Origin of the sequence: Halomonas sp. TG39a (assembly GCF_000744395.1) — a bacterium.
GTDB classification, from domain to species: domain Bacteria; phylum Pseudomonadota; class Gammaproteobacteria; order Pseudomonadales; family Halomonadaceae; genus Vreelandella; species Vreelandella ventosae_B.
Window position 1 is genome coordinate 829,940 of sequence record NZ_JQLV01000002.1, and the last position, 20,321, is coordinate 850,260.

Genomic DNA, 20,321 nt, shown 5'->3' on the forward strand with positions numbered 1-20,321 from the left:
TCGTGCCGACCTACTCGGGTCGGCACGGTTTTATCAAGGGCTGGGGGCGGCTAAACAGCTTAGATCGATGTCACCATTATTGATTGACGCGATGCTCAATCAGCTCATCGACCACCGACGGATCCGCCAGCGTACTGGTATCGCCCAAGCCATCACACTCGTTAGCGGCAATCTTGCGCAGGATACGGCGCATGATTTTACCCGAGCGGGTTTTCGGCAAGCCTGGCGCCCACTGAATAACATCCGGCGAAGCAATCGGGCCAATATCTTTGCGCACCCATTGCGTCAGCTCTTTTTTGAGTTCGTCGGACTCCTCAATACCGTCGTTCAGAGTGACATAGATATAGATGCCTTGTCCCTTAATATCGTGCGGGAAGCCAACAACGGCTGCCTCAGCAACGGCACTGTGCGCCACCAGCGAGGACTCAATTTCGGCGGTCCCCATGCGGTGACCGGACACGTTCAGAACATCATCCACACGGCCAGTGATCCAGTAGTAACCATCCTCATCGCGACGACAGCCGTCACCGGTGAAGTACATACCGTCGTAGGTCGAGAAGTAGGTCTGAGTATAGCGTTCGTGATCACCCCAAATAGAGCGCGCCTGCCCCGGCCAAGCGTCAAGAAGCACCAGATTGCCTTCAGTGGCACCTTCCAGGATATTACCTTCGTTATCCACCAGAGCGGGCTTCACACCAAAGAAAGGAACCGTCGCAGAACCCGGTTTAAGCGGCGTAGCGCCCGGCAGCGGCGCAATCATGATGCCGCCGGTTTCGGTTTGCCACCAAGTATCCACAATCGGGCATTTTTCGTTGCCGATAACGCGGTAGAACCACTCCCAGGCTTCCGGGTTAATCGGCTCGCCCACGGAGCCCAGCAGACGCAGACTATCGCGTTTGCTCGAATCCATGACGTTATCGCCATGGGCCATCAGTGCACGTACCGCGGTGGGCGCAGTATAGAGGATATTAACGTTGTGCTTATCAACGATATCGCCCAGCCGACCATGGGTCGGATAGCTGGGAACACCTTCAAACATTAAGGTGGTCGCACCGTTCGCCAAGGGGCCATAAACAATATAGCTATGCCCGGTGACCCAGCCAACGTCCGCAGTACACCAGTAAATCTCACCCTCTTGATAGTCGAACACGTACTGGTGAGTCATGGCGGCGTAGGTCAGGTAGCCACCTGTGGTGTGTTTCAAGCCTTTAGGCGCACCGGTTGAGCCTGAAGTGTAGAGAATAAACAGCGGGTCTTCGGCGCCCATAGCTTCGGCTTCGCACTCGCTGGACTGCTTGTCGACCAGCTCGTCAAACCACACATCGCGGCCTTCTTTCCACTCAATCTCACCGCCGGTGCGCTTCACCACCAGGACGTTTTTGCACACGTCAGTGCCTTCGCGGGTTAGCGCGGCGTCCACGTTCTCTTTCAACGGCACGTGCTTGCCACCGCGCACCGACTCATCGGCGGTAATCACCAGCTTGGAGTCGGCGCCAATGACCCGTTGAGCAACGGCATCGGGTGAGAAGCCGCCAAAGACAACCGAGTGCACTGCACCGATACGTGCACAGGCAAGCATCGCCATGGCGGCTTCGGGAATCATCGGCATATACAGTGTTACGGTGTCGCCTTTACCGATGCCCAGCTCTTTCAACGCGTTGGCAAGCTGGTTGGTACGTGCATAAAGCTCGCGATAGGTAATGTGTTTGGAGTCATTGGGATTATCGCCTTCCCAAATAATCGCCGTTTGGTCGCCGCGCTTGTCTAGATGGCGATCCAGGCAGTTGGCGCTAACGTTAAGCAGCCCATCTTCAAACCAGCGAATATCAACATTGTCACGTGCAAAAGAGGTGTTTTTGATTTTGCTGGGCGCTTTAATCCAGTCAAGGCGTTTAGCCTGCTCAGCCCAGAAGCCTTCCGGATCGTCCATCGACTGCTGATACATGGCCTCGTACTTGGCTTGGTTGGCCCAGGCATTGGCGGCGAAATCGTCGCGCACCGGATAGACGTTCTGTTGATTGCTCATGAAATTGCCTCTGTCCGTGGAAATGCACTCTCTAGAAAATATAGTCGATACTATTGTGTCAGGGGTTATTGAACGTTATTCGTCGTATCGACACCCAGTAATGTGCCCCTAGCATAAACCTCCTCACGCGGGCTTCCCTTTAGACATTGGTATTAGCATTTTTCATTTAAAAAACAGATATTTATAAACGAATCAAAGCACATCTTCCGGCCTGTAGACCAACGTCTTAGCGCAGTGTCGGCAGCGGTAACGGCGCCCGTTTACCACTAAAGCATGACGTCGCGGGGTAAACTGATGAAACCGGCAATCACACTGGTAACGATAAGGTGCGGACTGCGCCTGCTTAATATCAAACCGGTGGGTCACGCTGGGCACTAAGCCAAACAGATCACGCATCACCGTTTTCCACTCGCGGCCGTGGGGTTTTAAACGCGGGCCATTGTCCAAATGAAACACCAGCCAGTGGGCCATTTCATGGGGAATCACCTCGTCAAAAAACGCTGCGCGGTTTTCATTCAGCAGCACCGGGTTTAAGCGTAAGCCGCCATGCCCCAGGTGGGCTTGACCGGCCGACGCGCCGCGTAGGTTAAACCACACTTTGGGGGCTGGCAGCGCAGGGCTCACTTCACAACAGCGCTGCCACGCCTGTTCAACGCGCGTCCGCGCGGCCCGGTGTAACGCTGTTTCCGACATGGCGGCCAATTCAGCGGCGGGCCAAGGGGGCAGTGGTAATGTCTTCATTAGTGATAAACTAGCCGTTAAAGATAACCATTGATGAACGATTGTATAGATGAGGCTTTACCCATGGCAGAGCGCAGTGACACGCCCGACACCAACACGCCGCCGCAGCCACTGCTCGAGGATGAGCAGTTGGATAGACTGGACGACTTCCTCGACTCTGATCAAGTGGGTGAAGACGCCCTTGACCTGATCTCCGCCCATGGCTTTTTAGTGGCGCTTGCGGTGGCGCCTAGCGAAGTGCCGCCGACCCAGTGGCTGGCGGAGCTGTTTCAGGGCGAGCCACGCTATGCCGATGATAGCGAGCGTGATGAGATTATCACCCTGCTAACACTGCTGCGTGACAACGCGGTGGCGGTACTTGAACAAGGCGGCTTACCGGAACTCCCCTTTGAGCTAACGCTAGGCGGCGAACCCGCCGAAGATACCCCCATTGGCGATTGGTGTGCAGGCTTTATGGAGGGCGTCTTCAGCGACGAGAGCGCTTGGTTCCAGGACGATGAAGAGGCCGCCGCCACGCTGCTGCTGCCGTTTATGCTGCTCTCTGGGCTATTCGACGACGAGCCGGATATGGCCGAGCTGGCGAAAGATCAAACGCGTCAAGAGTCGCTGGTGGTGCAGTTGCCGGAACTGGTGTTGGATCTTTACCTGCACTACCGCGTGCCGCCGGAAACCCCCAAACCCAAACCGCGTAAAAAAACGCCGGCAAAGGGCAAAAAGCGCTAGGCACTTTTCGTTACTTAAGCCGCGTCACAATGGCATCCAGCACGCCATAGAGCCACTCACGGGCGCGCTGGCCCCAGGGCCGTGCCGCCCAAGCCGCGGCGTCTACCTCCTCGCTGGCGGCAAAGTTACGCTCGAACAGGGCGTGCACATCAGCCGCTAGCTGAGGGTCCATCGCCTCTTGGTTCGCCTCTAAGTTCCAGTGCAGATTCCAGTGATCAAAATTACACGAACCAATGCTCACCCACTCATCGGCGAGCACAAACTTGGCGTGGATAAAGGTCGGCTGGAACTCAAAAATGCGCACCCCTGCCTTGAGCATAGTGTGATAGAAGCGTTGACCGGCAAAACGCACACTGGGATGGTCATGCTTGGCCCCCGGCAACAATAAACGCACGTCAATCCCGCGACGAGCCGCCTTAATCAAGCGTCGACGCAGGGCAAAGGTGGGCACAAAATAGGGCGTACACAGCCAGAGACGCTGCTCGACCTGACTGACACGGTGGTGCAGCGAGTGGCGAATTGCTTGATAACGGTAGCCACGGGCTGACATTGCCCGCCCCGGCACGCCATTGGCCAGCGCCTTAGGCTCGCGGCGCTCTGGGAGAGCCACCGCGCGGCCATCGCCCTTCTCACCGCGGGTCAGCCGCGAGTGCCACAGGCGCCGAAACAGCAGCTCCCACTCGGCCACCACCGGGCCTTCAATACGCAGCGCAATTTCGTACCAGGCGTTGAGAAACTCATCCACTGCGCCAAATCCGCCAGTGAAAGCAAGCTCACCATCAACAACCACTATTTTGCGGTGATCGCGGCTCAGGTTCCGCGCTAAAGAGTGAAAGCCAATGGGGTTAAAAAAGCGCAATTGAACGCCGCCGTGCAGTAGGTTTAGACGATCATCACTGGAGAGCCCCATCGCGCCATACCCATCCAGCAGCAAGCAGACGCTGACGCCGCGCTGGGCAGCCTCAATCAGCACATCGCTGACTTGATCTGCCAGCTCCCCCGACTCCATCAAGTAGAGCTCTACCAACACATAGTGCCGCGCGGCATGCACCGCTTCAAACATAGCGGGTAGAAAGCGTGTGGCCTCCGGTAGCAGCGTAAATCGATTACCTTCTCGCCACGCGTTCTGCATGGATGCTCCTTGCGTTAGCGCTAATAAGTAAGCCGATTAACGCACTAATGAACGATGGACATACAAATCATAACGGCTGGTTTTACCCTCAAGGGTATGCTGCGGTGCCGGACCCGCAATAGGCGGCGCTTTACGGGGGCGCTTTACCACCACGCGATGCGTCGCCACATCCAGCGCCGCTTCCAGCAGGCGTGGGGCATCGTCATCATCACCGGCCAATTCGCGAAACAGGCGCATCTCTTTTTTCACCAACGCCGATTTTTCACGATGGGGAAACATCGGATCCAGATGTATCACCTGCGGCGTAAAGTCAGCACTGGCGACAAGCTCCGCCAAGGTTTGAGCGGCATCGCCGTGACGCAGCGTCATCCGGGCAGCAATTTCCGCCGTATCGCTATGTCTGGAGGCACGCTTCAAGCCATCCTCCAACAGCGCCGCAATCGCCGAGACTCGCTCAATTAACAACACCTGGGCGCCTAGGCTAGCCAATACAAAGGCATCACGCCCCAGCCCTGCCGTTGCATCAACGATACTGGGCGTCACTCCCTTGGCAAGCCCACAGGCCTTAGCAATTAGCTGGCCACGGCCACCGCCGAAGCGGCGCCGATGAGCCGCTTTGCCCGCCGCAAAGTCAACGCTGAGTGGCTTGCCGTAGCGCTTCTCATCACCGATCAGCACTAACCCTTCATCGCGCTGCTCTAAACGCAGGTCATCAGGTAGAACAATACCCTCAACGTCGTTCTCAACGAGGCTCTCAACATAGCGTTCTACAAAACTCATGCAGGCTTTTTCCAGGCCACGTCGTTGCGCAGATAAACCGGCTGAACCAGATGCGCGGCTTGCCCCAGCCCAGCGGCAAAATCACGCGCCGCCAGCCACGCCATCTCTTCGGCGCGGGGCTCTAAATCATCCAAATGTTGGGGCATGCTGAGCTGTACGTCGACAGTGAAGCGTTCCCACAGCGTAAAGCCACTGCCCACACCGACCCAGTCGGTCTCTTCCCCTGGCAGGCGCAGCGCCTCAGGCGCGAGCACGGCTTCCTTGCTCATAGGGGTAAGGGTGTCTTTAAGACAGTGCCAGGTCGCGGCATACACCTCGCCCATGCGCGCATCCAAGGCGGTCACCACGTGGCGAAGGTGGTAGCGGCGATGGGCCTGCAGCGCTAACGCTTCCAAGGTAGACACACCCAACAATGGGCAGTCGAGGCCAAACGCCAGCCCTTGAGCGGCTCCCGCCGCTATACGCAGGCCAGTAAAAGATCCAGGGCCTCGGCCAAAGGCCACGGCGTCAAGCTGGGAAGGCGTTAGCTGTGCGTCGGCAAGCACTTCATCCACCATCGGCAGCAGCCGACGGGTATGGGCGCGGGGCGTCATCTCAAAGCGCGCCAAGCACTCAGTGCCCGAGTCGTCTTGGCGCAGCAGTGCTGCAGAGCAGGCGCTTGAAGAGGCGTCCAGGGCAAGCAGATGTAACGGCATAGCAAATTGGCCACTCGAAAGAAAGATTGCGGCATTATACCTTTGTCACGCCAACACGACGATGGCCCGCTTAATGCGGGCCATCGGCAAAGGCGAAAAACGCTTATAGTAAGCTAAGCGTTTTTATCAGTTAAGGGCTCTTATTAACTCAGGGCTTCTTTTACCTGGCGGGTAATATCCGTCACGCTGCCTACGCCTTCGATGCGGTGGTACTGGGGGGCGCTCTGGGGGTCTTGCTCGGCCCACTGCTGATAGTAATCAACCAGCGGCGCGGTTTGGTCGTGATAAACCGACAGGCGATTGCGCACCGTGGACTCTTGGTCGTCTTCACGCTGAATAAGCGTTTCACCGGTCACATCGTCTTTGCCCGGCTCTTTGGGCGGATTGTGGTCTACGTGATAAACCCGGCCCGATGCCTGGTGCACACGGCGACCCGCCAAGCGGCTGACAATCTCTTCGTCGGGCACAGCAATTTCCACTACGTGATCCAGCTTAACGCCGCCCTCTTTCATGGCATCAGCCTGGGGGATCGTGCGTGGGAAGCCATCGAACAGAAAACCGTTCTCGCAGTCAGGCTGGCTGATGCGCTCTTTGACCAGGTCAATAATGATATCGTCAGACACCAGGCCACCGCTGTTCATGATCTCTTTTACTTTCAGGCCCAGCTCAGTGCCATCTTTAATGGCCGTGCGCAGCATATCCCCGGTGGAAATCTGAGGAATCTTAAATTGCTCGCAAATAAACTGAGCTTGAGTCCCCTTCCCCGCGCCGGGGGCACCCAACAGGATTAAACGCATGGCACTGCTCCTTGAAGTTCTTGGTATGAAAAAAGAGTTCGAAAAATGAGTATGTAAATTCTGTTAACTGACAATAACCGCGCCTCTCAAGCGACACAACTCCCCAAAAGCCTGAGAGACCCGCTTTTATTTCAATTTTTTTAAATTAAAACAGCCAAATGCCCTAAATCTACCACTTTGGTCGCCCTGCGAGAGGTTTAGGCAGCATTTACGCTTAGTAAACACAAGCGGCGCCCCGAGGGGCGCCGCTTGTGAGAGCACATCGCTACCAATTAAAGCAGTAAGCGACGAATATCAGTCAGCACATCTGCCAGGAAGGCAGTAAAGCGTGCCGCGTCGGCGCCGTTGATCGCGCGGTGATCGTAGGAGAGCGACAGCGGCATCATCAGGCGCGGCTGGAAGGCGCTGCCATCCCAAACCGGCTTCATCTGCGCTTTCGAGACACCCAAAATAGCCACTTCCGGCGCGTTGACGATCGGTGTAAATGCCGTACCACCAATCGAACCGAGGCTCGAAATAGTGAAGCAGCCACCGGTCATCTCGTCGCGCTTGAGCTTTTTGGTCTGGGCTTTTTTGCCTAGCTCCGCCATCTCCTTGGCAATCTCGATCAAGGATTTTTTGTCGGCGTTACGTACCACTGGCACCATCAGGCCATCAGGCGTGTCCACGGCGATACCGATATGGACATAGTTCTTCCATACCAGAGTTTCACCGTCACCCTTCAAGCTGACGTTGAACTGCGGGAATTTACGCAGCGCAAAAGCACAGGCCTTAACCATAAACGGCAGTGGCGTCAGCTTGGCGCCCTGGGCTTCCGCTTCGGCCTTCATCGCCTTGCGGAAAGCTTCCAGCTCGGTGATGTCCGCTTCGTCGAACTGGGTAACGTGAGGCACATTAAGCCAGCTGCGATGCAGGTTGGTCGCGCCCATCTTGAGCAGGCGCCCCATGGGCTTCTCTTCCACTTCACCAAACTGGCTGAAGTCGACTTCCGGGATCGGCGGAATACCCGCACCACCCGTCGCCGCGGCTGCCGCGCCGGGCTGGGCTTTGCCCTGATTGGCAATCGCCTGCTTCACGTAGGACTGCACGTCCTCTTTGAGCACGCGATCTTTCGGGCCGCTGGGCTTCACAAGCCCCAAGTCGACGCCCAGCTCGCGGGCCAGCATACGCACCGCGGGACCGGCGTGAACCAGCTTGCCATCACGGGGCTTATGGGCCGCCATCTGGGCTTCAGGACTGGGCGTGCCCGCCGGAGACTCAGTGGCCTTGGCCTCTTTTTTAGGCTCAGATTTTTCGGGCGCCGCTTTTTTCGGTGCCGCTTGCTGACTCTTGGCACCCGCCACTTCCATATAGCCGATCACATCGCCTTCGGAAACGGTGTCGCCCTCTTTAACGGTTAGCTCAAGGAGCTTACCTTTATAGGGGCTAGGCACGTCCATAGAGGCCTTGTCGGACTCCAGGGTAATCAGCGGATCTTCTTCGTTGATTTCATCGCCTGCCGCTACACCAATCTCGATAATCGGCACGTCAGAAGCACCGGAAAGATCCGGCACGCGAATCTCTTTGCGCGCAGGCGATTCGCTGGCGGCTTCTTCTGGCTCGTCATCCTGTACAGCCGTCGCTTCCGGCTCGCTGCTGGTTTGACTGGATGCCTGCTCGTCAGCAGCGTCTTCGCTGTCATCGCCTTCGCCGACGATCTCCATCTGGCCGATCACATCGCCTTCCGAGACCGTGTCACCCTCTTTCACGGTAAAGCTAACGATCTTACCGCTATGGGGGCTGGGCACGTCCATGGAGGCTTTGTCAGACTCCAGGGTGATCAGGGTGTCTTCGGCTTCGATTTCATCGCCTTCGCTAACGGCGACTTCGATAATTTCGACGCTGTCCGAGCCGCCGAGATCCGGCACTTTAATATCAACCGTCTGCTTGCCACCCGCTGATTTTTTAGCCGCGGGCTTCTGCTCTTGAGACGGCTCTTTGGGTGTTTCTTGCTTGGCTGGGGCCTCTTCAGGCTGGCTGTCAGACGAGCTCTCTTGTTTCTCGTCGCTGCCACCTTCGACTTCCAGCTCAACGATATCGTCTCCTTCCGAGACGCTATCGCCTTCTTTGACCAGCACTTTCAGTACCTTGCCACCTTTCGGGGCTGGTACATCCATACTGGCTTTGTCGGATTCCAGCGTGATTAGGGTGTCTTCCGCTTCAATGACGTCGCCTTCTGACACCGCAATCTCGATGATTTCGACATCGGTATCGCCGCCGATATCGGGAACTTTGATGATTTCGCTACTCAAGGTCGCGCTCCTTCCAAATCGGATCGAGCCGGTGGGCAAGCACCCACCGGTCAGCGGTTTAGCTAGTCAGCGGGTTAGGCTTATTGGCATCAATGCCATACTTCTTAAGCGCTTCACCAACCTGCTTGCGATCAATCTCACCACGTTCAGCCAGCGCACGCAGCGCCGCCACGGTAACGAAGTAGCGATCTACTTCGAAGAAGTAACGCAGCTTCTCACGGGTATCGGAACGGCCAAAACCATCGGTACCCAGTACAGTGTAGTCACCCGGCACCCAGGCGCGCACTTGATCGGCATACAGCTTCATGTAGTCGGTCGAGGCGATAATCGGGCCGTCGCGCCCTTCCAGGCACTTGGTGACGTGGGGCTTATTGGCCTCGGCCTCAGGGCTTAGGAAGGCTTCACGATCCAACAGCAGCGCTTCACGACGCAGCTCGTTAAAGCTGGTCACGCTCCAGATGTCGGCGCCAATGCCCCAATCGTTCTCGAGCAACTCAGCGGCGGCTTCCACTTCACGCAGAATAGTGCCCGAGCCCAGCAGTTGAACACGGCCTTTGTCGCCCTTGGTTTCGCGTAGCAGGTACATGCCTTTGACGATATCGTCAGCAGGTACGTTTTCTAGCGCCGGGTGCTCGTAGTTCTCGTTCATTACCGTCAGGTAGTAGAAGCAGTTCTCCTTATCGGTGAACATACGCTTCAGGCCATCCTGCATGATGACCGCCACTTCATGGGCGTAGGTCGGGTCGTAGCTGCGGCAGTTGGGAATGGTGGATGCCTGAATCAGGCTGTGACCATCCTGGTGCTGCAAGCCTTCGCCGTTAAGGGTGGTACGCCCCGCGGTGCCGCCGACCATAAAGCCGCGCGCCTGTAGGTCGCCAGCCGCCCAAGCCAAGTCACCAATGCGCTGGAAGCCGAACATCGAGTAGTAGATGTAGAACGGCAGTAGCGTGACGTTGTTGTTGCTGTAGGAGGTCGCCGCGGCGATCCAGGCCGACATCGCGCCCGCTTCGGTAATGCCCTCTTCAAGGATCTGACCTTTCTGATCCTCGCGGTAGAACATGATCTGGCCTTTATCTACCGGCTCGTACTTCTGGCCTTCCGAGGTGTAGATACCCAACTGGCGGAACATGCCTTCCATACCGAAGGTACGCGCCTCGTCGGGAATAATCGGCACGACTTTCTTGCCCAACTGCTTATCTTTCACCAGACCATTGAGGACGCGTACAAACGCCATAGTGGTCGAGACTTCACGACCTTTCGAGCCACCCATTTGCGAGGCAAAGGTTTTGTCTTCGAGGCTAGGAATCTCCAGGGCCTCAAAGTCGCTCTGGCGGCTGGGCAAGTAACCACCCAGTCGCTCACGCTGCAGGTGCATATACTTGAGCTCGGGAGAGTCCTCTTCCGGCTTGTAGTACGGCACGTCTTTGAGCTGCTCGTCGGTTAATGGAATACCGAAGCGATCGCGGAAGGTCTTGAGCGCTTCGTACTCCATGCTCTTGACCTGGTGCGCTTCGTTGGCCGCTTCGCCATCGCCGCTGCCCATGCCGTAGCCTTTAACGGTGTGCGCCAGGATGACCGTGGGCTTGCCGTTGGAGGTGTTAACCGCTTCGTTATACGCCGCGTAAACCTTGAACGGGTCGTGGCCACCGCGGTTGAGCTTCCAGATATCTTCGTCAGAGAGGTCTTTGACCATCGCTTCGGTTTCTGGGTACTTACCAAAGAAGTGCTCGCGGGTATACGCGCCACCGTTGGCCTTGTAGTTCTGGTACTCGCCGTCGACCGCTTCGTCCATACGCTTCTGAAGGATGCCTTTCTTATCCTTCTCGAACAGCGGATCCCAATGACGGCCCCAAACGACCTTGATGACGTTCCAGCCAGCCCCGCGGAAGACGCCTTCGAACTCGTCCATGACGCGGGAGTTGCCGCGTACCGGGCCGTCCAGGCGCTGCAGGTTGCAGTTGATAACGAAGATCAGGTTGTCGAGATTTTCACGACCGGCCAGTGAAATGGCACCCAGGGATTCCGGCTCGTCACACTCACCGTCGCCCATGAAGCACCAGATCTTGCGGTCGTACATATCCTTCAGCTCACGGTGATGCAGGTACTTCATCACGTGCGCTTGGTAAATTGCTTGAATCGGCCCAAGACCCATGGAGACCGTGGGGAACTGCCAGTAGTCCGGCATCAGCCACGGGTGCGGGTAGGAAGAGAGGCCATCGCCATCCACTTCCTGGCGGAACTTATCCATCTGCTCTTCAGACAGACGGCCTTCCAAATAGGAACGCGCGTAGATACCCGGCGCCACGTGCCCTTGGATATAGACCAAGTCACCGGCAAAGTCGCCCTGGGGAGCGCGGAAGAAGTGGTTAAAGCCCACGTCATACAGCGTTGCCGAGGACATAAAGCTGGCAATGTGGCCACCCAGGCCGGGCTTGGCGCGGTTATTACGAATGACCTGCGCAATGGCGTTATAGCGGATCAAAGAGCGGATACGGCGCTCCATGAACAGGTCGCCAGGCATCGGGGCTTCGCGGTGAACCGGGATCGTATTACGGTGCGGGGTTGTCACCGAGAAGGGCACCTTCATGCCGTCCCGGCGCAGGCGATCCGCCAGGCGGGTCATCAGGTAGCGGGCACGATCTTCGCCCTCACGATCCAATACCGATTCCAGGGAATCAATCCATTCCGTGGTTTCGATCGGATCGAGATCTTCTCTTGTCTCCAGACTCATAGAGGTCTCTCCGAATGACGATAAATGACAATAATCCCCGCTACCCGAATGGCCTGGGACGGCGGTGTCGAACTCCACCACTCGCCTACATTCAGCCGGTGATTAAACGCCGGATAGGGGTTTTAGCTCTACATTCAATAAGCTACGTACTTATTGATGTAGTAAAGCTACACAATTTTGTTAAAAGTTAGCCTTTTGTATAGGGGAAGATACCTCAAAGTCGCCACGCTGCCAATTCTGTCGCAGCGTAAAAGCCTATCGAAAACAAACTATTGCACTGCAACATAAGCAATACATAGAGCATTTTCCAGGGTTACCAACCAGTCACCCAATGTAATTAAACTACCGTTTTATTACGTTATTAGTGAAATACTTAGCGCGGAAAAACGTAATCCAACCGCTAACGCTCAAGGCGCGATCCCAGCCGCTGCTGAAAATACGCCCAGTCAAACGCCGGGCCAGGGTCTGTTTTGCGCAGCGGCGCCACATGGGCATGGCTGGTTATACGGCTGCTATCTAGCTGGGGGTTACTCGCCATTAGCCACACCACCGCGTCTACCAGCGCGTCATACTGGGCTTTGCTATAGGGGGTAACGTCATCCCCTTCAAGCTCAATCCCCACCGAGAAATCGTTAAGCGCCCTTCGCCACCCTGCTTGGCGAGTGTCCCACCAGCATGAGCGCCCCGCATGCCAAGCACGCTGATCTGTATCAACAAACTGCACGCACTCGCCATCGCGACGAATAAGCAGGTGTGCAGAGACTCTTAAATGGGCAATTTCGGCGAAAAACGGATGCTCATCTAGCGCCAATTGATTGGTAAATAGCGCCTCAATAGCATGACCACTAAACTGACCAGGGGGAAGGCTGATCGCATGAATCACTATCAACGACACCTCACCGGAGGGCCGAGAGTCACAGTTTGGTGAAACGACTTTACGCGCGTTTTCCCACCACCCGTCGGAGGGTTGTTTGTTTTCCACTGGCAAGGGCTCCTCTACGTTAGCGCTCTCTCTGTGTTCTCTTTCACCTTCACCGCTGTTTTTCACTACAATGCCTGTCATCGAAGACGACGTTCAGAGAATTCACTGCCATGCATTATCAATCCGCTCTTGCTGAAGAAATCCGCGCCAGCGCCGCTCGCTTGCTAGCAGAAGACGTTGGCCCGGGTGATATTACCGCGCAATTGATCCCTGAACATCAGTGGGCCAGCGCTGACGTTATTACCCGTGAAGCCGCCATACTGTGCGGAGCACCCTGGGTGGATGAGCTGTTCCGCCGTCTGGATAGTCGGGTAAGCCTGACCTGGCACGCCGCCGACGGCGATAGGCTTGAGGCTGAGCAGTGTTTTTTAACCCTGGAAGGCCCCGCCCGCGTTCTGCTCACTGGGGAGCGTGCGGCGCTGAACGTGCTGCAAACACTGTCGGCCACTGCCACCTCCACCCGCGCTTATGTCGACCTGATCGATGGTACCGGCGTGCGCCTGCTGGATACCCGCAAAACATTACCCGGCATGCGCTTGGCGCAGAAGTATGCGGTCACCTGTGGCGGCGGCCACAACCACCGCATTGGCCTATGGGATGCTTTTTTGATCAAAGAGAACCACATTGCCGCCTGCGGGGGCATTAAAGCGGCGGTTGCGCAAGCGCGCAAGCTGGCCAGCGACCTGCCCGTGGAAGTCGAGGTAGAAACCTTTGAGGAGTTGGATCAGGCGCTGGCAGCCGGTGCCGACATTGTCATGCTCGACAATTTTGCCATTGAAGACCTCCACGTTGCAGTCGAAATCAACGGCGGCCGCGCCACCCTGGAAGCTTCAGGCAATGTGGATGCCAACACCCTGCGCGCAATCGCCGATACCGGCGTTGACTGTATCTCCAGCGGCGCACTGACCAAAGATATCGCCTCCATTGATCTCTCAATGCGCATTACGCGCAGCTACAGCGTGTAACTCTGCTTACGTTTCGACGGCGTTAAGCCGCTTGGTGAGCTTATAACGCAACAGTCGCTCCCCGCTTCGTTCGACCCACTCCTCGCCGTGGTTTTTCCAACCACGGCGCAGCAGGCGCTCATAGAGCATAGCGCTCGCCTCTATCTCAATTTGCCCCTTGCCTTGCTCAAGCAGCAGCCGTTCGGCATGCACCAGCAGCGTGGTGCCGATACCGCGACCGGTCAGCGACGGCCAAACGTAGAGGGTTTCAACCCGCCCGGCGGCTAAGTCCAACTCCAAAAAACCCACGCAGCGACCATCGCAGGCAGCCACCAAGGTGGTATACAGCGCTTGTCGCACGCCCCAGGCACTGCCTTCACGGGGCAATGCCTGTGCCCAGGCCTTTCGCTCTGAAAGCGTGTAATGCGTCGCCGCGCCCTGCATCACGGCGTGGTAAAACACTTCTGCCTGGTCGGCGGCATCGCGTGCCAGCGCCGCCCGATACATGACGCGCGCGCTTGTCGGCACAGGCGTTTGTTGCTCTGCGGTATTGGTCATGCGTCACCTCTGAGCTGTTCAGCTAACATTCAATCAAGACTCATTCGATCATGCCCACTGGGTCACGCCCCATTGATGGCGTTTAAGCCATTGGTCTGCTTTATACTACTCGCAGCAACCCTCTACGCATCAATTCTATGCGCATCAATCTCAGCAAAAGGCAGTGCAGTGTGATGGACGACGCCCCTAACAACGAGCACTTTACGCTCACGCCCATAGGCCATGTGGTCAGCGACTACCCTGATAAGTTCGGCATTCCCCGCCAGCCAGGGCTCGCCCCTGCTGCCAATGCCCGGCTTGTACTCACGGCACCCTACAACGACCCACTCGCCGTGCGCGGCCTAGCAGACTTCAGCCACCTGTGGCTGAGCTTCATTTTTCATCACAGCCCCGAACGCTGGTCACCGCTGGTCAGGCCGCCACGCCTGGGAGGCAATAAAAAGGTGGGCGTTTTTGCCAGTCGCAGCACTCACCGCCCTAACCGCTTGGGGCTCTCACTGGTGAAATTAGTCGGCATCGACACCCAGCACGGTGTCACTCTGCAGCTCCAGGGCTGCGACCTGGTCAGCGGCACCCCGGTGGTCGATATCAAGCCTTATCTGCCCTGGGCTGAAGCTCATCCTAACGCACAGGCAGGCTTTGCCCCAGAGACACCCTCACTGATGGCGGTCACCTTTCATCCCACAGCACTGGCTAGCCTGGCCCAGCGCCAGGACAGCGCCACCCTGCTGGCATTAATTGAGCAGGTGCTAAGCCAGGACCCCAGGCCCGCCTATAAGCAAAAGGATAGCGATTCTGATCGGCTTTATGGCCTTCGGCTGCGCGATGTGGACGTTAAGTTTTGTCCTCGCCAAAATGGCGAAGCCACCACCTTAGAGGTGATGGCTATCGAACCTTACGCTGAGTAATGGCCCATCCGCGGCAGCTTAAGCGGCGGGAAAGGTAATACCCAAACGACGGCCAACTTCCTCATAGGCCTCGATCACGCCACCCAACCCCTGGCGGAAGCGATCTTTATCCAGCTTTTCACGGGTGTTGGCGTCCCAAAGGCGGCAACCGTCCGGGGAGAATTCATCGCCCAGCACAACTTCACCTTTGAATACGCCGAACTCCAGCTTGTAATCCACCAGCAGCATATCGCCCTCAGCAAACAGCGCCTTGAGGATATGGTTAACCTTGAAGGTTAATACCTTCATCTTGGCTAACTGCTCGGGCGTGGCCCAACCAAAGGTCTCCGCAAGCGACTCATTGATCATCGGGTCGCCCTTCTCATCGTTCTTCAGGAACAGTTCAAAGGTAGGTGGCGTAAGGGCGATGCCCTCTTCGACGCCAAGCCGTTTGACCAAGCCACCCGCGGCGATGTTGCGCACTACGCACTCCACCGGGATCATCTGCATCTTTTTGACCAGACTCTCCGTATTGGAGAGCTGCTTTTCGAAGTGGGTGGGAATCCCCGCTTCCTGAAGCCGCTCCATAATGAAAGCGTTAAAGATGTTATTGACCATCCCCTTGCGGGCCAGCGATTCCACTTTCTTGCCATCGAAGGCGCTGGTGTCATCACGAAAGTTGAGCACCAACAAATCCGGATCGTCGGTGGTATACACAGATTTCGCCTTACCGGCGTAGAGTTCTTGGCGCTTTTCCATGGGGGCTCCGTAAAGGGTTAAAGATCAACAAATTAACGTAAATAGCCGGAGACACGCTCAAGCAGCTCGCGCTGATCATCGGCGCTGAATGTCCGCTCGCTGGCGTTAATGGCACGCAGAATCGTCTGATCGCCATCAGGCTGCAAGGCAAGACGGATCTGTTGAGACATCTTGCGCACGTCCGCGCTGAAGACGATTTGCAACGGGTTACGGTTGCGCTCGGTTTCGGTCATATATTCAACCATAAACTCGTGACTAGCAGGATCTGCGGCCAGCAAATCGCGCTGACCTTCCTGAGCAAAGTCCAGCTCAAGGTAGTGGTTCAACTCGGCCCACACGCGGTCAACTGGCTGCGGTATAACCACTTCCCATTCGTCGTCTTGCTGGCGAATTTGCAGTGTCTGCTCATCGGTAAGACGCTGAGCGGTCCAGGAAGAAGAGACGCTGGCGGACGCGCTGCGCGAACTTAGATGGCTCTCCAGCGCATCCAGGCAGCTAGCCATGGTTTGCCCACCGCGTTCGCAGCGAACTTCGCTGCTGCCTGCACGTAGCGCGCTCTGTAGCTGTATTTCCGCCTGGGAGGTAACGATAACTCCCTGGGAAGCACTGCTCTGTAGCACTTCCAACTGACGGCTACGCACAAACTCCTCCAGCTGCGGCCACACCGTACCGGTATCAGCGGCGACGACTAGCCAGGTTTGATCGCCGACTTCGCGGCGCTCAACGTACTCAGGCTCCATTCCACTGCCAATAGCCAGTGACTGTGGGGGACGAATCTCTGCCGCTTCGTCAAGTCGCGTACCTTGGGCGGCGGCTTGAGGAACCGGCAGCGCATCGCGGTAGCGTTGGGTATTGCGGGTCTCTGGCAACACTAGCGGCGGCGCTGGCGCAGCGTCGGTGTAGTCAAGATTACGGTCGTCGTAAAAACCATCCCGCGCACAACCAGAGAGCGCGACAGCCGCTGCGATTGCCAGCGGAACCCATTTAAGCGCACGAATTTCAAGCACAGAGCTCATCAAGCCACCTTAAGTCAACAAATCAGGTACCCAGCTCAGAATTAAGTGAGCTGGGTAGCAAAGGGTATTGCGTCGGGGTTACTCCTCTACGACGCCCGCCAGCTGCAGCGCTTCGCTCACCGTGGCGTGGTATTTTTCCGACAACCAGGTTAGCGGCAAACGAATACCCGCGTCCGCGTAACCCATACGGTTCAGCGCCCACTTCACCGGGATAGGATTCGACTCTATGCCCAGGTTGGTGTGCAGCGGCATCAGCCGCGTATTAATCTGGTGCGCCTTATCGGAATCACCCGACACGGCTGCCGTGCAAAGCTCATGCATCGCCCGAGGGGCAACATTGGCGGTGACGGAGATATCCCCATGGCCACCCATCAGCATAAAGTCACAGGCGGTCGCATCGTCACCGGAGTAGAGCATAAAACCACTGCCCTTTAGGCGAGTGATTAGATCTTCTGCACGCTCTAGGTTCCCCGTGGCATCTTTTAAACCAATAATATTATCGACGTCGGCCAGACGTAACACGGTCTCGTTGTAGAGATCCGAGCAGGTGCGGCCCGGCACGTTATACAGGATCACCGGCAGCTTGCTGCCCTCAGCGACCGCTTTAAAGTGCTGGTAGAGGCCTTCCTGGGTGGGTTTGTTATAGTAAGGACATACTGACAAGCAGTAATCAGCCCCGACTTCACCGGCGTAGCGCGCCAGCTCTACTGCCTCTGAAGTGGCATTGGCCCCGGTGCCCGCAATCACGGGAATACGGCCATTGACCTCTTCTACCACGCTGCGAATCACATCAAAGTGCTCCGCGAAGGACATGGTCGTAGGTTCGCCCGTGGTGCCAGCAGCCACAATGGCATCAGTGCCATTGTCGAGATGGAAGTTCACCAGACGACGAAGCGCCTCCCAGTCGATGTCGCCATTGACCTTCATAGGCGTCGCCAGGGCGACGATGCTGCCTGTGATCATCCGTTTATTCCTCACCAGCCAAATTGTGATATCAACTATCTGTGTTTTTTAAGTGCCAAGTGTTTTAAGCGATACGTGTTTTAAGTGCTACATGTTTTAAGTGCTAAGTATTGAGAGCAATCGGGCTATTTTGCCCCAAGTGCCCAACTCGCACAGAGGCCAAATGGTACTCAGGCGATTCGAGCCTGTACAGCGTAAAGCGGTGTGAGTTTTTCGTCACCCTGTTTTGCGCTTTGACAATAGCCCCTGGCTTGCGTGTAATCACCCTTAACATCCAACGTTAATAAGGATCTCATCATGTCTGTTGAAATCGGCCAGTCTGTCGCAGATTTTTCCGCCACTGCCACCGGGGATACCCGCGTGACCCTGTCGGAACTACGCGGCAAACAAGTGGTTATTTACTTCTACCCCAAAGCCAGCACACCCGGCTGCACCACCGAAGGCGGTGATTTCCGCGACCGCAAACCCGCCTTCGACGCGGCGAATACGGTGATTCTTGGCGTCTCCCGCGATGGCCTGCGCGCCCAGGAGAACTTTAAGGCCAAGCAGGATTTCAATTTCGACCTGATCTCTGACAAAGATGAAAATGTCTGCACGCTGTTTGACGTTATCAAGCTCAAGAAGATGTACGGCAAGGAGCATCTGGGTATCGAACGCAGTACCTTCCTGATTGACAAGGAAGGCAAGCTAGCCCAGGAGTGGCGCGGCGTGAAAGTGCCTGGCCACGCTGAAGAAGTGCTGGCTGCGGCTGAACAACTTAACGCCGCTAGCTAGCTTTTCCAACGCTCCTTCAGATAACCCATTACCCGGTGCCGACCCGCCACGGGTAATGGGTAAACCTTACTCGACCTCTTGAGCCGCCGGCGCTTGCAGGCCCTGCCGCGCATCACGTCCATGCATGCTGCGCGGCCAAGCGTAGATCAGCGCTTTCAGCAGGGTAGCTAGTGGAATGGCAAAGAAAATACCCCAGAACCCCCAAACCCCGCCGAAGAACAGTACCGCCACAATAATAGAAACCGGGTGAATATTATTGGTCTCAGAGAACAGAACCGGCGCCAATACGTTGCCATCCAGCGCTTGAATCACGCCATAAGCCACCAGCACATAGACAAAATCCTCGCTAAGGCCAAAATAGAACCCCGCCACTGCAGCAACCGGCAGCGTGGCCACCGCCGCCCCGATATACGGCACTAACACCGAAAGCCCTACCAACACAGCCAACAACGCCGTATACGGCAACCCAAAGAATGCAAAGGTAAAGAACGCTACCGTACCCACGATAATGATTTCAATGAACTTGCCGCGGATATAGTTGGCAATTTGATCATCCATTTCACGCCAAATACGCGATAGCAGAGTGCGCTTTTGGGGCAGTAGCGAAAGTATAAAACCGACCAGTACGTCGCGATCCTTGAGCATAAAGAAGACCAGAATCGGCACCAGCACCAGGTAGATAATCAGCGACATGATATTGCCTAACGACGCCAGCGAGAGCGTTAAGGCGCGCTGACCCAGTTGACTGATTTCACGGCTCGCCACCCCAATCCAGCTCTGCATCTGATCCGGCGTAATAATATTCGGGTAGCGCGCCTGTAACTCATCCAACCACCCCTGGCCACTGGCGAACATCCGCGGCGTCTCTTGCACCAGCCCCACTAGCTGGTTCCAGATCAGCGGCATCAGAATAAACGCCAGGGTAAGCAGCACACTAATAAAGGCTAAAAACACCAGGATCACCGCCAGCAGGTGCGGCACTCCTCGCCGGGTAAACGCCCCCACTACGCCTTGCAACAGAAACGCAATTACCAGCGCGGTAAAAAAGGGCGCCAGCATCCGCCCGAACCAAATAATCGCTGCAAAGCCTGCCACCAGCACTACCAGCAGGATCAGCGCCTCTTCGTCTGAGAAGTAACGCTCCACCCAGCTTTTTAGAATCGTGCGCAGGGTCATGGGTGCGCATCCCCAGCTTTTCTAATCCAATACACATAAACGTCGTCGCGCTGTTCACGACCTTCCAGGGTATGTGCACTCTGGTCGGTAAACGACGCCATATCCCGCCACGAACCCGCATCCGTCGAACGTACTTCCAATAATTGACCTGCCGCCAAGCTCGACAAAGCCTGCTTCGCTTTTAGCAATGGCAACGGGCAATGCAGCCCACAAGCGTCAAGCACCGTGTCGGGTTGAAAGCCCCCGGTTTGCTCAGACATACACTCTCCCTCAAAATGACCTGCCTATTGGCTACATAGATTTATCAATGCTGTTGCATAAACGTTGTTTAATAAACCCTGCGGCA

19 protein-coding genes are annotated in these 20,321 nt (G+C 56.4%); 4 read left to right on the forward strand and 15 right to left on the reverse strand.

The window, feature by feature from the left end; all coding sequences use genetic code 11:
* Nucleotides 1-76 precede the first annotated feature (76 nt).
* Together acs and U738_RS21975 are read right to left on the reverse strand one after the other, a co-directional pair.
* The gene (acs, locus tag U738_RS21970; RefSeq protein ID WP_035585443.1) at nt 77-2,026 is read right to left on the reverse strand and encodes an acetate--CoA ligase; all 1,950 of its coding nucleotides are present in this window, start codon (nt 2,024-2,026) and stop codon (nt 77-79) included.
* A 192-nt stretch (nt 2,027-2,218) separates the two neighbouring features.
* Nucleotides 2,219-2,767: a SprT family zinc-dependent metalloprotease gene (locus U738_RS21975; RefSeq protein WP_035585444.1), complete on the reverse strand. Its 549-nt coding sequence runs from the start codon at nt 2,765-2,767 to the stop codon at nt 2,219-2,221.
* Nucleotides 2,768-2,830: 63 nt separating this feature from the next.
* Here U738_RS21975 and U738_RS21980 point away from each other — a divergent pair, with 63 nt between their 5' ends.
* A complete protein-coding gene (locus U738_RS21980; protein WP_035585751.1) occupies nt 2,831-3,490 on the forward strand; it encodes a YecA/YgfB family protein in 660 nt (219 codons plus the stop codon).
* A gap of 10 nt (nt 3,491-3,500) precedes the next feature.
* Here U738_RS21980 and U738_RS21985 read toward each other — a convergent pair whose 3' ends face one another.
* The 7 genes from U738_RS21985 to ampD form a co-directional block, all read right to left on the reverse strand.
* Nucleotides 3,501-4,622 (reverse strand): phospholipase D-like domain-containing protein, encoded by a 1,122-nt coding sequence (locus tag U738_RS21985; protein ID WP_035585446.1) that lies wholly within the window; start codon nt 4,620-4,622, stop codon nt 3,501-3,503.
* A 36-nt stretch (nt 4,623-4,658) separates the two neighbouring features.
* Nucleotides 4,659-5,402: a class I SAM-dependent methyltransferase gene (locus U738_RS21990; RefSeq protein WP_035585448.1), complete on the reverse strand. Its 744-nt coding sequence runs from the start codon at nt 5,400-5,402 to the stop codon at nt 4,659-4,661.
* Nucleotides 5,399-6,097 carry a tRNA (adenosine(37)-N6)-threonylcarbamoyltransferase complex dimerization subunit type 1 TsaB gene (gene tsaB, locus U738_RS21995; RefSeq protein ID WP_035585450.1) on the reverse strand — a complete coding sequence of 233 codons (699 nt, stop codon included), beginning with the start codon at nt 6,095-6,097 and terminating at the stop codon, nt 5,399-5,401. Before tsaB ends, U738_RS21990 begins: the two co-directional genes overlap by 4 nt.
* 143 nt (nt 6,098-6,240) lie before the next feature.
* The gene (gene adk / locus U738_RS22000) at nt 6,241-6,894 is read right to left on the reverse strand and encodes an adenylate kinase (protein ID WP_035585452.1); all 654 of its coding nucleotides are present in this window, start codon (nt 6,892-6,894) and stop codon (nt 6,241-6,243) included.
* A gap of 272 nt (nt 6,895-7,166) precedes the next feature.
* Complete coding sequence (aceF, locus tag U738_RS22005) at nt 7,167-9,185, reverse strand: pyruvate dehydrogenase complex dihydrolipoyllysine-residue acetyltransferase (protein ID WP_035585454.1); 2,019 nt, start codon at nt 9,183-9,185, stop codon at nt 7,167-7,169.
* Between the two features lie 58 nt (nt 9,186-9,243).
* Nucleotides 9,244-11,916 (reverse strand): pyruvate dehydrogenase (acetyl-transferring), homodimeric type, encoded by a 2,673-nt coding sequence (gene aceE / locus U738_RS22010; protein ID WP_035585457.1) that lies wholly within the window; start codon nt 11,914-11,916, stop codon nt 9,244-9,246.
* A gap of 400 nt (nt 11,917-12,316) precedes the next feature.
* Nucleotides 12,317-12,898, reverse strand: coding sequence for a 1,6-anhydro-N-acetylmuramyl-L-alanine amidase AmpD (gene ampD / locus U738_RS22015; protein ID WP_035585459.1), 582 nt, complete (start codon nt 12,896-12,898; stop codon nt 12,317-12,319).
* A gap of 110 nt (nt 12,899-13,008) precedes the next feature.
* Here ampD and nadC point away from each other — a divergent pair, with 110 nt between their 5' ends.
* The gene (gene nadC, locus U738_RS22020; RefSeq protein ID WP_035585461.1) at nt 13,009-13,863 is read left to right on the forward strand and encodes a carboxylating nicotinate-nucleotide diphosphorylase; all 855 of its coding nucleotides are present in this window, start codon (nt 13,009-13,011) and stop codon (nt 13,861-13,863) included.
* Nucleotides 13,864-13,869: 6 nt separating this feature from the next.
* Here the strand turns inward: nadC and U738_RS22025 are convergent, their stop codons facing one another.
* Nucleotides 13,870-14,400, reverse strand: a complete 531-nt coding sequence (locus tag U738_RS22025) for a GNAT family N-acetyltransferase (protein WP_035585463.1) — start codon at nt 14,398-14,400, stop codon at nt 13,870-13,872.
* 173 nt (nt 14,401-14,573) lie between these two features.
* Between U738_RS22025 and tsaA the strand changes: the two genes are divergently transcribed.
* The gene (gene tsaA / locus U738_RS22030) at nt 14,574-15,308 is read left to right on the forward strand and encodes a tRNA (N6-threonylcarbamoyladenosine(37)-N6)-methyltransferase TrmO (RefSeq protein WP_035585465.1); all 735 of its coding nucleotides are present in this window, start codon (nt 14,574-14,576) and stop codon (nt 15,306-15,308) included.
* 18 nt (nt 15,309-15,326) lie between these two features.
* Here the strand turns inward: tsaA and purC are convergent, their stop codons facing one another.
* The 3 genes from purC to dapA form a co-directional block, all read right to left on the reverse strand.
* Nucleotides 15,327-16,046 carry a phosphoribosylaminoimidazolesuccinocarboxamide synthase gene (gene purC, locus U738_RS22035; protein WP_035585467.1) on the reverse strand — a complete coding sequence of 240 codons (720 nt, stop codon included), beginning with the start codon at nt 16,044-16,046 and terminating at the stop codon, nt 15,327-15,329.
* A 32-nt stretch (nt 16,047-16,078) separates the two neighbouring features.
* Entirely contained in the window at nt 16,079-17,062 is a 984-nt protein-coding gene (gene bamC, locus U738_RS22040) for an outer membrane protein assembly factor BamC (protein WP_035585469.1), read from the reverse strand.
* A gap of 78 nt (nt 17,063-17,140) precedes the next feature.
* The gene (dapA, locus tag U738_RS22045; protein ID WP_035585470.1) at nt 17,141-18,025 is read right to left on the reverse strand and encodes a 4-hydroxy-tetrahydrodipicolinate synthase; all 885 of its coding nucleotides are present in this window, start codon (nt 18,023-18,025) and stop codon (nt 17,141-17,143) included.
* A gap of 297 nt (nt 18,026-18,322) precedes the next feature.
* On the opposite strand from dapA, the gene U738_RS22050 reads away from it, so the two are divergent.
* Nucleotides 18,323-18,799 carry a peroxiredoxin gene (locus U738_RS22050; protein ID WP_035585472.1) on the forward strand — a complete coding sequence of 159 codons (477 nt, stop codon included), beginning with the start codon at nt 18,323-18,325 and terminating at the stop codon, nt 18,797-18,799.
* Between the two features lie 66 nt (nt 18,800-18,865).
* Here U738_RS22050 and U738_RS22055 read toward each other — a convergent pair whose 3' ends face one another.
* Together U738_RS22055 and U738_RS22060 are read right to left on the reverse strand one after the other, a co-directional pair.
* A complete protein-coding gene (locus tag U738_RS22055) occupies nt 18,866-19,975 on the reverse strand; it encodes an AI-2E family transporter (RefSeq protein ID WP_035585475.1) in 1,110 nt (369 codons plus the stop codon).
* Nucleotides 19,972-20,235 carry a sulfurtransferase TusA family protein gene (locus U738_RS22060; RefSeq protein WP_035585476.1) on the reverse strand — a complete coding sequence of 88 codons (264 nt, stop codon included), beginning with the start codon at nt 20,233-20,235 and terminating at the stop codon, nt 19,972-19,974. The genes U738_RS22055 and U738_RS22060 overlap by 4 nt, the downstream gene beginning before the upstream one ends.
* Nucleotides 20,236-20,321: the final 86 nt, after the last annotated feature.

Excerpts from the sequence above, each read along its gene's own strand:
- acs (WP_035585443.1), bottom strand. The coding sequence starts at position 2,026 with ATGAGCAATCAACAGAACGTCTATCCGGTGCGCGACGATTTCGCCGCC.
- U738_RS21975 (WP_035585444.1), bottom strand. The coding sequence starts at position 2,767 with ATGAAGACATTACCACTGCCCCCTTGGCCCGCCGCTGAATTGGCCGCC.
- U738_RS21980 (WP_035585751.1), top strand. The coding sequence starts at position 2,831 with ATGGCAGAGCGCAGTGACACGCCCGACACCAACACGCCGCCGCAGCCA.
- U738_RS21985 (WP_035585446.1), bottom strand. The coding sequence starts at position 4,622 with ATGCAGAACGCGTGGCGAGAAGGTAATCGATTTACGCTGCTACCGGAG.
- U738_RS21990 (WP_035585448.1), bottom strand. The coding sequence starts at position 5,402 with ATGAGTTTTGTAGAACGCTATGTTGAGAGCCTCGTTGAGAACGACGTT.
- tsaB (WP_035585450.1), bottom strand. The coding sequence starts at position 6,097 with ATGCCGTTACATCTGCTTGCCCTGGACGCCTCTTCAAGCGCCTGCTCT.
- adk (WP_035585452.1), bottom strand. The coding sequence starts at position 6,894 with ATGCGTTTAATCCTGTTGGGTGCCCCCGGCGCGGGGAAGGGGACTCAA.
- aceE (WP_035585457.1), bottom strand. The coding sequence starts at position 11,916 with ATGAGTCTGGAGACAAGAGAAGATCTCGATCCGATCGAAACCACGGAA.
- nadC (WP_035585461.1), top strand. The coding sequence starts at position 13,009 with ATGCATTATCAATCCGCTCTTGCTGAAGAAATCCGCGCCAGCGCCGCT.
- U738_RS22025 (WP_035585463.1), bottom strand. The coding sequence starts at position 14,400 with ATGACCAATACCGCAGAGCAACAAACGCCTGTGCCGACAAGCGCGCGC.
- tsaA (WP_035585465.1), top strand. The coding sequence starts at position 14,574 with ATGGACGACGCCCCTAACAACGAGCACTTTACGCTCACGCCCATAGGC.
- purC (WP_035585467.1), bottom strand. The coding sequence starts at position 16,046 with ATGGAAAAGCGCCAAGAACTCTACGCCGGTAAGGCGAAATCTGTGTAT.
- bamC (WP_035585469.1), bottom strand. The coding sequence starts at position 17,062 with ATGAGCTCTGTGCTTGAAATTCGTGCGCTTAAATGGGTTCCGCTGGCA.
- dapA (WP_035585470.1), bottom strand. The coding sequence starts at position 18,025 with ATGATCACAGGCAGCATCGTCGCCCTGGCGACGCCTATGAAGGTCAAT.
- U738_RS22050 (WP_035585472.1), top strand. The coding sequence starts at position 18,323 with ATGTCTGTTGAAATCGGCCAGTCTGTCGCAGATTTTTCCGCCACTGCC.
- U738_RS22055 (WP_035585475.1), bottom strand. The coding sequence starts at position 19,975 with ATGACCCTGCGCACGATTCTAAAAAGCTGGGTGGAGCGTTACTTCTCA.
- U738_RS22060 (WP_035585476.1), bottom strand. The coding sequence starts at position 20,235 with ATGTCTGAGCAAACCGGGGGCTTTCAACCCGACACGGTGCTTGACGCT.